Genomic DNA, 12,139 nt, shown 5'->3' with positions numbered 1-12,139 from the left:
AAAAGGCCGCTTCAATTCAATGAAACGGCCTTTTTTTTCAAACATAATTTCTATTAAAATCTATGTCTGTTGGTATAAATACGTTGAGTAATTTTTCTTGAAAACATAAAAGATATTTGAGCAGCACTATTGCTGGCGGTTCCAGTTTTTGATTTATCATAATCAGAAAAACCCATTAAATATCTCAAATCTACATAGAATCTATTTTTATTGTGTTCGTCTAATTTGAACGAAAACCCAGTGCCAAGCATAACGCCAAAATCTATGGGGTTGTAGGTTGATGACTCCAGATTGCCTGAAACCGTAGTTGTGGTTTTTGTCGTTCCATCGTTGATGGTTGTTGTTGTACTTTGAGCTGATGAAAGTGCATAGCCAAAATATCCGCCACCATACAAATGAAAAGAAACCACGGATTCTTTTACTCTATATGGAACAAGTTGTTTAGATTTAATAGGTTTTTCAAAATTTATGTACAAAGGCAATTGTACATAAAATGGTGATGTAGTGGTTTCTATGGTTGTAGTTGTGCCTGCCGCAGTTGTTTCCACCACGTTAGTGTTTCCCATAATAGATGCCAATAAGTCTGCCTGTGCCGAAAACTGTTTTGTAAACTGAAATCTGCCGGTGGCTCCACCATGAAAACCGAGGGCAAATCTATTTTCGCCGCCGTTGTTAAAACTCATTTTTGCATAATTTAGACCCAATCGTGGGCCAGCATACCATTGAGCATTTGCCGATGAAAAGGCTAACAAACCTACGGCTACCAATACAAATCCTTTTTTTAGTGTATTCATAATCATTTACGATGAACTGTCTGAACGTTGCAAATATATATTTTTGAAACGTATCTATTTGACAATTTGGTATGATTTATCGGCCAATAAAAACCGAAGAAGATACAATGCTACTATTTTTGCCGTTTACAACCCGAAAAAGTAACAAATGCTGAGAGCAGAAAATCTTGTAAAACAATACAAACGACGTAAGGTGGTAAACAACGTCAGTGTGCAGGTAAATCAAGGAGAAATTGTGGGTTTGCTTGGACCAAATGGTGCCGGAAAAACCACAACTTTTTATATGGTAGTGGGTTTAATAAAGCCCGATGAGGGTAATGTTTACTTAGACAATGAGATAATTACCAAAAAGGCAATGTATCAACGTGCTCGGCTCGGTGTGGGTTATTTACCTCAGGAGGCATCGGTTTTTAGAAGCCTTTCGGTTGAAGACAATATCAAGGCAGTGTTGCAACTTACCGATATGAGTTATAAAGATCAAAAGGCGAAACTTGAATCTTTGATTTCTGAATTCAGCTTAAACAAAGTTAGAAAAAATAAAGGGAATGTGCTGTCGGGTGGTGAGCGAAGAAGAACCGAAATTGCTCGTGCTTTGGCCGTTAATCCAAAATTTATTTTGTTGGACGAGCCTTTTGCAGGCGTTGACCCTATTGCGGTGGAAGATATTCAGGACATTGTTCGAAAATTGAAAGAAAGAAATATTGGTGTGCTTATAACCGACCACAACGTGCATGAAACTCTCAATATTACCGATAGAGCTTATCTGCTTTTTGAAGGGCAAATTTTGATGGCAGGAACCGCCGAAGAATTGGCTGCCGATGAGCGGGTACGAAATGTTTATTTGGGTAAAAACTTTGAATTGCGATAGCACATGAAAAATAGCTTGGTTTTTGTTTTGATGCTTTTTATTGGGGCTTGCAGCTCCAATAAAAATGAGATGAAAACATTGAGCGGGCAAACCTTTAATCCAAAACAAAACAAAGCAAATGTGGTAATGACCATTGCTCCTGATTGCCCCTTGAGCCAGCAATACTGCAAAAATTTTAGTGCCTTAGCCAACAAATTTGAGAGAGACGGCATTGTTTTTTGGGGCGTTGTTCCCGGAAATTATTATAGCCAAGTGGAGCTAAATCATTTTGTTGATTCGTTTCAATTCAATTTTCCGTTGGTTTTAGATCCGGAATTTGAATTTCTAAAAGCCATTCGAGCCAAAGTAACACCCGAGTTCTTCTTATTAGATGATAACCTTAAAATTCTTTATCGAGGTAAAATGGACGATTGGGCGATTGCATTTGCCCAAAAAAAGGTACAGCCACACTATTTTTATCTCGAAAATGCACTACAAGATTTTGTAAACCATCAACCTATTCAAACTCCCGAAACAGAGGCGGTGGGGTGTGTTATTGAGTATTGATGGATTATTTGATAGACCTGACAAGTCTATCAAATAATCATTTCACTACTTTTGCCTTATGTCTAAAATGAGTAAAAAGAAATTTTTTATTTTACTGTTGTTATCGTTTTTGGCCACGCTGTTGGTGTTTAATTCGGTGCGAAAAATGTTAATGGGAAATAAGAAAAAGGCCAAACAAGAAGTGCCAACAGAAGTTTATTATGCTGAACATATTGCCCCCATTTTAACCAATCACTGCATAAAATGCCACCGACCCAATGGGGCTGCACCTTTTGCATTGACCAATTATAATGAGGTGTTTAGAAAAAAAAAGACTATCAAAAAGGTGGTGGAACAAAACATCATGCCGCCATGGCCAGCCGACCCGAATTATACCCATTTTTTGGATGAAAATGTATTAAGCAATCAGGAAAAACAACTCATTTACACTTGGATAGAGCAGGGTGCAAGAGAAGGTGATGTAAAAAAAATGCCCGAAATACCTCAGTTTAGCGATGTTTCGTTTTTGGGCAAGCCAGATTTAACTGTTTATATGGATTCCTTTTTGGTGAAGGGCGACAACCTTGATAAATTTTTTGTCGTAAAAACACCAATAGAAATACCACGCGACACTTATGTGCGAGCCATAGAATTTGTACCAAACAAGAACCAACTGGTGCATCATCTCAATGGTTATTTGTATAATTATGATTTTGATAAAAAAAACAACGTGAATGATGGAATTCGTATAGCCGATGAGGAGTTGCACCCGGAAGAGCGAATGGCCGAAATGGCGTTGTTGAAAATCCATAACGACGATGGCTCTATGCCAGAGGTGGTGAAGAGTGCGGTGAATTATCTTCCAGGGGTTTTTGGCACTATTTATCCTGAAGGTATTGGCGGTTTTAAACTAAACCGAAAGGCAGTGCTTGTAGCCAATGATTTGCATTATGCCCCTGTGCAAAAGGACTTGTGGGATTACTCGCACTACAACATTTTTTACAGCAAAACACCACCCGGCAGGCCAACAAAGGAAATAACGTTAGGCTCCAACGGGGCAGCTCCGGTTTATCCTCAGTTGATTATTCCGCCGGATACCGTAATGACATTTACCACCCAATTTAGAGTGGCAGCCGATATTTCCATTTTGACCATCAATCCGCACATGCACTTATTGGGAAAACATTTTTTGGCGTATGCCATAACCCCACAAAAAGATACCATCAAACTTATTAGAATAAATCGTTGGGATTTTCGGTGGCAATATTTTTATACCTTCCCCACGATGGTTAAAATTCCGGCACAAAGCGTGATAAAAGTGGAGGCCACATTCGACAACACCATAGCCAACAAAAACAACCCCAACAATCCGCCAAAAACCGTTAAAGCACGGTTTGATTTAGACGGAATAGGTATGCGAACAACCGACGAAATGTTTCAGTTTATCATTACCTATTTAGATTATAAAAAAGGTGATGAGGCCGTTAGTTTAAAGGTGGAGTGAGTGGTTATAAACCGAATGTTCCGGCGGAACCCGATTTTATTTGGCTTACCAGAGCAACCTACTTTTGCCCTTTGGCAGTTGGGTACATTTTTGCCCAAAAAGGAAAAAATAGAGTAATATCAATTTAACGGTTCACTGATTTTTTTGTTCATCGAAAAAGAATAGGCCAAATCTAAGGCAAAATAGCTTTTCGATGCCACTATATGGCTGTCGTGGCCAAATCGAAACTCAAATACCTCCTTAAATGGGTCGGTTGCACTGCATACTCTAACGCCATAGCTAAAAATATTATCATTTTTTAGTATGTGGCTTATGTTAAGAGAAAAAACAGGATTAAAGGCAATATTTTGTTTACTGCGTGGTGTGGGATTTGGAAAACCAAAAGGGCCTATGCCATTTGAACCAACAATTATAACTTGTTCAAATTGGCCATTAATAATAGTTTGCTTTGAAACGGTCAGTTTGTCGGGGTTAAGGTTAAAATCTTGAACACCTAAGGCTGCTCCCAAAGTAAACAAAAGTTTTTCATTTTTTTTGTGATTGAAATTTAACCCCATAGTTCCCTCGTATGCCAAAACTGCCAGTTGATAATTCCAATCAATATCGCTGCTAAATCCATTTTGCGGGCCGGGCATGGTGGCAGAATATTTTGTGGTGTATGAACCCAATTGCAGGGTGGTGGAAAGTGAAATAAAATTGGTTCGGTTTTGTGGATTCATCAAGAAAAAATCAGTGCCAAATCCAACACCCACATTATGGGTTCTCTCAAAGGTGATGGAAAGTTCGTTGCTTGGCACGTTAACTTCGGGAATTGGGAAAAATTTTTGGGCAACAAAAAACTTTCCGTACACAGGAAGTCGCAATGGCACTTCCATGTTTTGTGCATAAACTGTGGCACACCCCAACAGCATTATACAAACCAATCCAACATATTTTTTCATTGTCATTAAACTACCATTAGGTTGCAACCTCTTTGTTCACTATGGTCAAACCTGCCCAACACTTCAAATGTACCATCTTTAAACAATCTTCCTACATCTTGCGTTGCAATAAAGCTACAGGTTTGAATATTGGCCAAATCTATCACATTTATTAGTCCAGACGAGCCAAGTCGGGCATTTTCAAGAGCATTGTCAAATCGTCTAACCATTATTTTCATCCACGGAGGGCATACAAACTTACCATCTTTTTTGCTATATGCCTGCGAAAAAAGCTCCGTCATTCCATATTCTGAATGTATCGGAACATTCCCAAATGCTGATGTGAGCTGCTGATGAAGTTCGGTACGTGTTATTTCTTTTCTTCGACCTTTCATGCCTCCGGTTTCCATAATGGTCAGACACTTATATTTCTTCGAAATCAGTTCAGAAAAATCAAGCAAAGCAAAGCTAACGCCCCACAAAAGTGTGGGTATGTTTTTTCGCTCATTCTCCTCAATAGCACTTTTTAAATGGGTATGATTATACAAATAAAATCCACTGTTTGAGTATTGGCTTTGCTTTAGAAGATGGTCAATCATATACACGAGCGATGAGTTTTCTCGTTCTAAATAATTGGGCAATAAAGCCAAAATAGACCATTTGTGGGGCGAGCCATAATTCATTTCAAAATGGTTCATAAAAGAAGTTTCATACCACTCAATGTCGCCCACAAAATGAGTGCTTGGCGTGCTATCTGTTGTGCTGCTGCTTTCAAAAATGGTAGAATGTCTCCAGTTTCCGGTCTTTACCCTATGGTTTTTAAAAAACTCAATGGGCATAAACGGAATATGATTCAAATCAAAAATGCTTGAAGAATCAATTTTTAAAAGTGTAAGAAATTCGTGGTAGATGTCATTGTTTTTTGCCTGCCAATGAAACATTTCTAAACAGATTTCGTTAAACTTGTGTTTTTTTAATTCAAAAATATCCGTAGTGCTAAAAGGCAAACTCATTGGGGTCAAAATTAGCAAAACCACGTTGGTGTTTGTTGCATCGGTTTGGTGTTTTTTTTTGATGTCGTGTAGCGAAACAATTGTTGAAGATGCGGCACCAACCATTGAATATAAAGGATATGAATTGGAAAAAACAGCCACAGGTTTTGACTCTCTTTTATATATCAATTTTGATTATGGCGACAAAGACGGCAATTTGGGTTTAGGAACAAATGATACCATGGGTGCTTTCAAAGGATTTAATAATTTGAACATCAAATTTTTTGAAAAGAAAAACGGCATTTATATACCCATGGAAGATGCTTTTGGTAGTGTGCCTGATTTTAGTCAGAGAATACCCAACCTCACGCCCACGGGGAAAAACAAAGAAATTCAAGGTTCAATGCGGGTTTCATTTGGGGTAAATTCATTAGAAATAGCTGCGGATACCCTCAAATTTGAGTTGTATATCGTGGATCGAAATTTTAACGAAAGCAATAGAATATCTGCCTCTGATATCGTTTTGTTGCAGAAATAAAGTGATTAGTAATTTAGACAATGCCAGTAGTCAAAAGTGACTCAATAGGAAAATAAAAAAAAGTTATGTTTGCAGCCATTTTAGGTCTGTAGGCAGTTTTGGAACGACTCTTGATTAAAATGTTCAAAAAGAAAAGATTATGAAAACAAAATCTATTTTAAAATCAATGGCAGTATTGTTGGTTTTATTTTTAACCACTGGAACTGCCAATATTGCCAACGCTCAAAAATGGGCCTATGTGGATACCGAATACATCCTTAATCAGCTTACAGATTATAAAGCCGCACAAAAGGAACTGGACCAATTGGCCGAAAAATGGCAAGCAGAAGTGGACGCAAAATATAGCCAAATTGACAAAATGTATAAAGACCTGGTGGCCGAAAAAGTGTTGCTTAATGCAGAGCAAGTAAAAGAAAGAGAAGCCGAAATAGTAAAAATAGAACGCGAAGCAAAGGCATTTCAGCAAGAAAAATTTGGCTACGAAGGAGAGCTTTTTAAAAAGAGAGAGCAACTAATAAAACCAATACAAGACCGAGTTTTTGAGGCTATTCAAACCATTGCTACCCGCGAAAACTTGGACTTTATTTTTGATAAATCAGGCGATATGTTGATGCTATATACCAATGCCAAATACGACAAAAGTGACGAAGTATTGGGAGAACTTGGTGTTACGCCGCTTGATGAAAGAAAAAATGACCCAGATTCATCAGAGGATAATTTACCTGAAGAGGACTAACGGTACTAACAACTCAAATTGATATAAAAGTTTAAATAGAAATGAAATTGAAAAGTTTAATTATTACGGCCTTTGCCTTATTTGGATTGTCATTAAATTCAAATGCTCAAAGTTTTAAAATAGCCCACATCAACTCTCAAGAATTGATGGATACCTTGCCGGAGGCTGACACCATTCAAATGAAATTAGAAGCTATTCAGGGGCAGTATTTGAAAATTTTGCAAAACCTACGAGATCAAATCGAGCAAACGCAAAATGAGATAAACAATACTCCCAAAAACGATATAGCTACTTTAGAAATTTTGAATAGAAGTTTGAATGATTTGTACGGCAGATACAATGACAAGGAATCAGAAGCTCAGAATTACATTGCACAAAAACAGGAAGAATTGCTACAACCTTTGATTGATAAACTGAAAAAAACAATTCAGGAAGTGGCCAAAGAAAAAGGCTATGCATACGTGCTGGACAGCTCAGTAGGTGGGGGAGTAATTTATTCAGACCCGGCTCATGATTTGATGCCTGCCGTTAAAGCAAAATTGGGTATTAAATAAATATATGGCAGAAACCATTGGGGTTTTTGATTCGGGCATAGGCGGCCTTACGGTAGCCTCGGCTATAAAACACCGTTTTCCAAATGTGCCGGTCGTTTATTTTGGCGACACGGCACATTTGCCTTACGGCGATAAATCAGCACAAAACATTAAAAAATATACAGAGGCAATTGCCTCTTTTTTGTTTGAGCAAAATTGTAACCGATTCGTGGTGGCCTGCAACAGTGCCTCGTCCATTTTAGACATGGTTAAGAAAATGCCGGCCTTTGATAGTGTGGTAAACGTAATAGACCCAATGGTAGAGTATGTGGCCAATCAAAAATTGAAAAGAGTAGGGGTAATCGGTACAAAACGAACAATATATAGTGGTGTTTATGGTAAACTCATTGCCCTGAAAAGCCCTAAAACTGAAGTTTACCAAATAGCTACCCCACTTTTGGCACCCATGATAGAAGAAGGTTTTATTACTGGAAGTGTTACTCGCCACGTAATAGATCAGTATTTGGGTCAATTTCCGGATATGGATGCCTTGATTCTGGGCTGTACCCACTATCCGCTCATAAAAACCGAAATAGACCATTACTTTAGAGGAAAGGTAAAATTGCTCGATGCCCCAGAATTGGTGGCAAATAGTTTGGCTGCCCAATTGGACATACGAGCCGATTCACACAAAGAGGATCATTTTTTTGTGTCGGATTACACTTCTTCGTTCGAGCAAACTGCCAGGTTGTTTTTTGGCGAAAAGGTAAAATTGGAGAAAATCGATATTTTCGGATAATCCACTTTTTGACTAAAAATTGCCTTTGGTAAAACCAAAGTTGATGATGGTTTAAATTAGCTCGTTTCATACATTTTCTCTATCTAATTTTGGTAAACAATAAAGGTTTACCATTATGAATACACGATTTACATTTAGTTTTTTCCTGATTCTTGTGTCCGGCATGTTATGGGCACAATCGGCCAAAGTGCAAGGTTCTTTTTTTGATCAAGATGATGAGCCATTGGTAGCGGCCTATGTTCTTTTTCTTCAAAACAATGTTGTCATCAGTGGGGCAACCACCAACCAAGATGGTGCGTTTTCGCTTGAAAACATAAAGCCCGGAAATTATAGAATGATAGTTACTTATCAAGAAGATACTGTCTATCTAGAATCATTTAGTTTGACAGGTGGGGAAGTGCTTTTGAGGGAACATGTAAATGTGAAAACGGGAAATGTTTTAAAACCGGTAGATGTGCGATTTGTCAAAACGGAAAATATCGACGAATTCAAGGATACAGCTATAATATTTGGCCCAATTGCAGAAACAATTACTAAAGTGGCACCAACTGTTAATTTGCGAAATGGTGCTATAGTGGTGGGCGGTGGAAGGCCAGATGGAACTCAAATAATGATTGATAATGCTACCGGAACTATTGGTAGGCGACCGATATCAACCATTGGCATAGAAGGGACACAAATAATAGATTTAGGTGTTCCGGCCCGATATGGTAATTTTACAGGTGGAGGCTTGCAGTATAAAACCAAACAAATCACTTCAAGAAATGAAACCAAAATTCAAGTTCAATCAGGTTCTCTGTTCAATCGCTACCACCACAATCTTGGGGTTGTATATTATGCACGACCCTTAAAAGTTGAGGTGTTAAAATCGAAAGATGGGGAGAAAGAGGTGAAACGTTTGGTTTTAGGATACAGCGTTTTGGGTACCTATAGGTTTGAGGCCGACCCAACTCCTAGCCCTACTGATATTTATGTTGTAAAAGATGGGGCATACCAAAAAATTTTTGAATCACCCTTGTCAACCAGCCAAAATTCTACCTCATTGGTGCAAACTGGGTCTTTTTTGACTGCTGATGATTTAGAACGCAGAGCAGCCCGACCTAATGCGGCTCGCCATGATGCCGAATTGAGGTTTAAAACTTCATACAACCCAACGCCAAATTTGACGTTCGATTTTGTCAACCAGTTCGAGTATTTAAACAGAAGATTGTCGCAAGGCAATTATGTGCTAATGAATAGTTCCGAAAATCCACAGCAGATATATTCAGGTATAAACTCAAGGTTGGTAATGACTCATAATGTGAGAAAAAAATACAACCTATTTGGTGAGAGACTCTTGCCCGACAGTGTTGGCTTGAGCAATCTTTCATACACAGTAGATTTGAACTATCAGGAAACCAACTCTCAGGTTTTTAATGCCCGCCATGGGCAAAATATTTTTGACTACGGATATGTTGGCAAGTTTAAAACTATACGAGCACCTCAATATATATACAATACAAATGGATCAATAAAATTTATAGACGAACAGGGCAAAGAACAAACACTAACCAACTATGTAGAACTTTCTGGCTATCGCGATTCTTTTGTAGGATTTGAGGCTGGAAACCAAAACCCCATTTTGGCCAACCAAAACCGCATTTTGATGGACATTGGTGGCATAAATTCTTTAAACGAATTAAATGCAAAGGGTGGATTTTTGAACGGACAAAATATACCACTTCTCTATTCACTTTATTCCAATCCGGGCGAGGTGTATGGCAGTTATTCAAAATCGTTTCAAAAGAGATTTTCGGCTATGGCGTTTACCGAGGCTACCTTTCACCCATTCAAAAACAATCCACGGGTTAGTCATCAGGTAGATGCGGGCATAACGTATATGCAAGATCAAAATGGGTATTATTCACTTTCGGCTTCACGGCTTTGGCAATTGATGCCTTTGTTGACAAATAGCCATATTCAAAGCATTGACAAGAATAACCCAATTTTTAGTACAGATGAAAATGGCAGATTTACCGACACTGTATCTTATCCGGTATATGTGGATGCCGAAAATCAAAAACACTTTGATAAAATGTTGAGAGATAAGCTCATGGCCGATGGATATAGAGATGCCAATGGCAATTTGATTACCCAAGAATCTTTTATAGACATCAATGCCCTCTCGCCGGAGACCTTCGACCTCAGTATGTTTACCGCTGATGAATTATTGAATAGCGGAAATTCATTTGTGGCCTACTCCGGATATGATTATTTGGGAAATAGAACCAATAAAAAGGCCGGAATCGAAAACTTTATAAAAGATGCCAAAAACAGACCTATTGATGCTTTTTCTCCCGTAACAACATCCGCTTGGTTGCAAGACAAATTTATTTTTAAACAATTAGTGGTGAGTGCAGGTTTGCGTTTTGAACGATACGATGCCAATCAGCAAGTATTGAAAGACCCTTATGTGTTGTTTCCAACATACAAAGTAGGAGATGTTTCTGCAATGAATGGAATTGAGGTAAAACATCCCGAAGGAATTGGAAATGATTTTGTGGTGTATGTTGACAATGTGGACAATCCCACACGAATTACTGGATATAGAAATGGCAGCATTTGGTATAACAATCAAGGTATCGAAATTTCGGATCCATCGCTATTGGCCAACGAATCAGGTACGGGTAGAATTCAGCCTTTTTTGGTAGATCCGGAGCATCAAGAGCTTTCTTCTGCCTCTTTTAAGGACTATGAGCCACAAAATTTATTTTTACCTCGCATTGCCGTTTCTTTCCCGATTGATGCCACAAAACTTATCTTTTTTAGTTACGATAAACTGGCACAACAACCCAATTCGGCACAAACCTATGCTCCGCTTAGCACCTACTATTATTTGCAAAGCAATATTTCAGGCGTTTTGCCCAATCCAGAACTTCGGGCAAGGGTAAAAACAGAGTATAATTTTGGTTTGAAACAAAATATTGGTCGATGGTCGTCTTTAAAACTTACCGCCTCGTATGCCACGATGGCCAATGATTTTAACCAAATTAGAATAGAACAAGCATACCCATACTCCTATACCACCTACGGCAACATCGATTTTGCAACCATCAAACGCTATATTGCTGAGTTTGAATATGATAATAACAGGGTGTTTATGAATGTGAATTATGCATTGCAGTTTGCCGATGGAACAGGTTCAAATACCAATTCGGCCGCATCATTAATACAAAGCGGGCAGCCTAATTTAAGGAGTTTATATCCATTAAGTTATGATGTGAGACACGGCATAAAAGGTTCGTTTGTATATCAGTTTGGCGACAAAAACAACCCACTTCTTCGATATTCCGGCCCCATGATGGGGAAACATTCGGTGTTAAACAATACCTTCGTTTCACTCACTTTTCAAGCATTTAGTGGCACGCCATATACGGCCACATCCACTCCAGTGTCTGAGGCACAAGCTGCTAATGGTGTGGTACAACGTTCTCAAATAAAAGGCAATCCGTTTGGTAGCCGCTTGGTATGGAATGATAATCTCGATTTAAGAATTCAAAAAACATTTATGGTTAAAAATAAACTGGTGGGAGCCTATGTGGCAGCTGAAAATGTGTTGAATAGAAAAACGGTTCAAAATGTTTACAGCTACAGTGGTTTGCCAAACGACGATGGTTATTTGAATTCATTAGTTGGACAGCAACAAATTCAAAATCAAATAAATGCAGAAACATTTGCCATGCTTTACAAAATAAGAATGAATAATCCATTCAATTATGGTACACCACGAATGATGCATGTAGGTATGAATTTAACACTTTAAAAAAAGAGATAGGGATGCAAGAGATAATCATGAAAAAAATGAAGGAAAATGCACAAAGGATATTTTCCGTTCCTAAAATCAAGCTCGACATTGGTAAAAATGTCAAATTTGCATCCCTAATTTCTTGT

General features: G+C 38.3%; 11 protein-coding genes. 8 read left to right on the top strand and 3 right to left on the bottom strand.

From position 1 onward, the window contains the following. Nucleotides 1-53: 53 nt before the first annotated feature. The gene (locus tag H6607_06875) at nt 54-794 is read right to left on the bottom strand and encodes a PorT family protein (protein ID MCB9262081.1); all 741 of its coding nucleotides are present in this window, start codon (nt 792-794) and stop codon (nt 54-56) included. Nucleotides 795-942: 148 nt separating this feature from the next. Here H6607_06875 and lptB point away from each other — a divergent pair, with 148 nt between their 5' ends. From lptB to H6607_06860, 3 genes are all read left to right on the top strand, one after another. Next, a complete protein-coding gene (gene lptB / locus H6607_06870; protein MCB9262080.1) occupies nt 943-1,662 on the top strand; it encodes an LPS export ABC transporter ATP-binding protein in 720 nt (239 codons plus the stop codon). Between the two features lie 3 nt (nt 1,663-1,665). Further along, nucleotides 1,666-2,208, top strand: a complete 543-nt coding sequence (locus H6607_06865; GenBank protein ID MCB9262079.1) for a redoxin domain-containing protein — start codon at nt 1,666-1,668, stop codon at nt 2,206-2,208. Nucleotides 2,209-2,275: 67 nt separating this feature from the next. Beyond that, nucleotides 2,276-3,691 (top strand): hypothetical protein, encoded by a 1,416-nt coding sequence (locus H6607_06860; GenBank protein MCB9262078.1) that lies wholly within the window; start codon nt 2,276-2,278, stop codon nt 3,689-3,691. Nucleotides 3,692-3,810: 119 nt separating this feature from the next. Here H6607_06860 and H6607_06855 read toward each other — a convergent pair whose 3' ends face one another. After that, the gene (locus H6607_06855; GenBank protein ID MCB9262077.1) at nt 3,811-4,632 is read right to left on the bottom strand and encodes a hypothetical protein; all 822 of its coding nucleotides are present in this window, start codon (nt 4,630-4,632) and stop codon (nt 3,811-3,813) included. 5 nt (nt 4,633-4,637) lie between these two features. After that, nucleotides 4,638-5,624: an acyl transferase gene (locus H6607_06850; protein MCB9262076.1), complete on the bottom strand. Its 987-nt coding sequence runs from the start codon at nt 5,622-5,624 to the stop codon at nt 4,638-4,640. A 61-nt stretch (nt 5,625-5,685) separates the two neighbouring features. Here H6607_06850 and H6607_06845 point away from each other — a divergent pair, with 61 nt between their 5' ends. From H6607_06845 to H6607_06825, 5 genes are all read left to right on the top strand, one after another. Next, a complete protein-coding gene (locus H6607_06845) occupies nt 5,686-6,141 on the top strand; it encodes a hypothetical protein (GenBank protein MCB9262075.1) in 456 nt (151 codons plus the stop codon). Nucleotides 6,142-6,307: 166 nt separating this feature from the next. Further along, nucleotides 6,308-6,877, top strand: coding sequence for an OmpH family outer membrane protein (locus H6607_06840; protein ID MCB9262074.1), 570 nt, complete (start codon nt 6,308-6,310; stop codon nt 6,875-6,877). Nucleotides 6,878-6,918: 41 nt separating this feature from the next. Further along, a complete protein-coding gene (locus H6607_06835; protein MCB9262073.1) occupies nt 6,919-7,431 on the top strand; it encodes an OmpH family outer membrane protein in 513 nt (170 codons plus the stop codon). Nucleotides 7,432-7,435: 4 nt separating this feature from the next. Beyond that, nucleotides 7,436-8,209 carry a glutamate racemase gene (gene murI, locus H6607_06830; protein MCB9262072.1) on the top strand — a complete coding sequence of 258 codons (774 nt, stop codon included), beginning with the start codon at nt 7,436-7,438 and terminating at the stop codon, nt 8,207-8,209. 115 nt (nt 8,210-8,324) lie between these two features. Next, on the top strand, nt 8,325-12,011 hold the full coding sequence (locus H6607_06825; GenBank protein MCB9262071.1) for a carboxypeptidase regulatory-like domain-containing protein: 3,687 nt from the start codon (nt 8,325-8,327) through the stop codon (nt 12,009-12,011). Nucleotides 12,012-12,139 lie beyond the last annotated feature (128 nt).

The sequence above is a fragment of the Flavobacteriales bacterium genome, from assembly GCA_020635395.1.
In the GTDB taxonomy this organism is placed as follows: Bacteria; Bacteroidota; Bacteroidia; order NS11-12g; family UBA9320; genus UBA987.
The sequence above is the reverse complement of the archived record's forward strand: the minus strand, read 5'-3'. Positions and strand labels throughout refer to the sequence as shown.

Bases quoted from the DNA above. Each gene is read 5' to 3' on its own strand.
- H6607_06845 (MCB9262075.1), top strand. From the start codon at position 5,686: ATGTCGTGTAGCGAAACAATTGTTGAAGATGCGGCACCAACCATTGAA.
- H6607_06855 (MCB9262077.1), bottom strand. From the start codon at position 4,632: ATGAAAAAATATGTTGGATTGGTTTGTATAATGCTGTTGGGGTGTGCC.
- H6607_06850 (MCB9262076.1), bottom strand. From the start codon at position 5,624: ATGAGTTTGCCTTTTAGCACTACGGATATTTTTGAATTAAAAAAACAC.
- H6607_06860 (MCB9262078.1), top strand. From the start codon at position 2,276: ATGAGTAAAAAGAAATTTTTTATTTTACTGTTGTTATCGTTTTTGGCC.
- H6607_06835 (MCB9262073.1), top strand. From the start codon at position 6,919: ATGAAATTGAAAAGTTTAATTATTACGGCCTTTGCCTTATTTGGATTG.
- H6607_06840 (MCB9262074.1), top strand. From the start codon at position 6,308: ATGGCAGTATTGTTGGTTTTATTTTTAACCACTGGAACTGCCAATATT.
- H6607_06825 (MCB9262071.1), top strand. From the start codon at position 8,325: ATGAATACACGATTTACATTTAGTTTTTTCCTGATTCTTGTGTCCGGC.
- H6607_06875 (MCB9262081.1), bottom strand. From the start codon at position 794: ATGAATACACTAAAAAAAGGATTTGTATTGGTAGCCGTAGGTTTGTTA.
- H6607_06865 (MCB9262079.1), top strand. From the start codon at position 1,666: ATGAAAAATAGCTTGGTTTTTGTTTTGATGCTTTTTATTGGGGCTTGC.
- murI (MCB9262072.1), top strand. From the start codon at position 7,436: ATGGCAGAAACCATTGGGGTTTTTGATTCGGGCATAGGCGGCCTTACG.
- lptB (MCB9262080.1), top strand. From the start codon at position 943: ATGCTGAGAGCAGAAAATCTTGTAAAACAATACAAACGACGTAAGGTG.